Below are 1,180 nucleotides of genomic sequence, written 5' to 3' on the forward strand. Positions count from 1 at the left end.
GGGGGCCGCGCGGCCCCGAGCCCGGCGAGGGCGGCCGCCTCACCCGCGACCCCCGTGAGGCGTTCGACTCCTACGGACCCGATCCCGACGACGACCGCGGCGCCCCGGCGGAGCACACCGACGGCCCCGGCCGGCGACCCGGCGGCAAGCCCGACGCGCGCCAGGGTTACTACCCCGGCCGCAACATGAGCCTGGGCATCGTGCTGCTGCCGCTCCGGCTGCTGCTCGGCTTCATCACCATCACCGCCGGTTTCGCCAAACTCACCGACCCCGTGTACTTCGACGGCGGCGAGCGCGGCTCCATGGTCACCTGGCTTTCCGGGCTGGAGCCCTGGGCACTGGCCGCACCCCTCCACGACTGGGCGCTCGCCCACCCCGTGGGCGCCGGCCTGACGGTGGCGTTCGTCCAGATCATCGTGGGCGTCCTCACCATCGCCGGTCTCTGGCAGCGGTTCGCCGCCGTGATCGGGGCGCTGCTCTCGTTGGCGCTGCTGGTGACGGTCAGCTGGGGCTCCGGCCCCGCCTACGACGCACCGGACATCATCCTGCTGGCCGCCTGGTCACCCATGATCATCGCCGGTGCCCCCGTCTACTCGCTGGACGCCAAGCTCTCCGGTGAGGCGTGGCGGACGCTGGGGCCGCGCGTCGCCGTCAACGACCTGCGCCGCCGGGTACTGCGCCGCGGCGGGCTGCTGGCGATGCTGCTGCTCGGCGGCACCCTGCTGATCGGCTCGCTGCTCGGCAGCGCGGTCCGCTCCGCGGAGCTCAACCCGGTCACCCGTCCCGGGGAGCTGCCGCGCAACAGCCAGCAGGGCATCACCCTCCCCGGCGAGGAGGCCGAGGAGGAGGGGGCGCTGGAGGAGAACGCCACCGAGGCGCCCGCGTCCGGCGGCGTCCCCGGCGAGGAGACCGTCCCCGGCGAGCAGCCGGCCGGCGGCGCCGAGTCCCCGTCGGAGGAGACGGCGGAGGACACCGCCGGCCCCGCCACCGAGCAGACCGTCCCCGACAGCGGCAGCACCCCGGGGACCGCCCCCGAGGAGCAGCCCGCCCCGCCCGCGCAGCAGCCCGCGCCCGGCCAGGAGGCGCCCGCGCCCCACGCCAGGCCCATCGCGACACCCAGGAGGGCGCCGAAGAGGGCGATGACGACGGCCTCCAGGCGGATCATGCGGCGCAGCTGGCG

Annotated in this window: 1 pseudogene; it reads left to right on the forward strand. The window is 76.0% G+C overall.

Annotation, left to right across the window (positions count from 1 at the left end):
* Positions 1 to 185: 185 nt before the first annotated feature.
* Positions 186 to 449 (forward strand): annotated as a pseudogene (locus HCN52_RS26495) (hypothetical protein); the annotation flags it as partial.
* Positions 450 to 1,180 lie beyond the last annotated feature (731 nt).

Source organism: Streptomyces bohaiensis (assembly GCF_012033785.1).
In the GTDB taxonomy this organism is placed as follows: domain Bacteria; phylum Actinomycetota; class Actinomycetes; order Streptomycetales; family Streptomycetaceae; genus Streptomyces; species Streptomyces bohaiensis.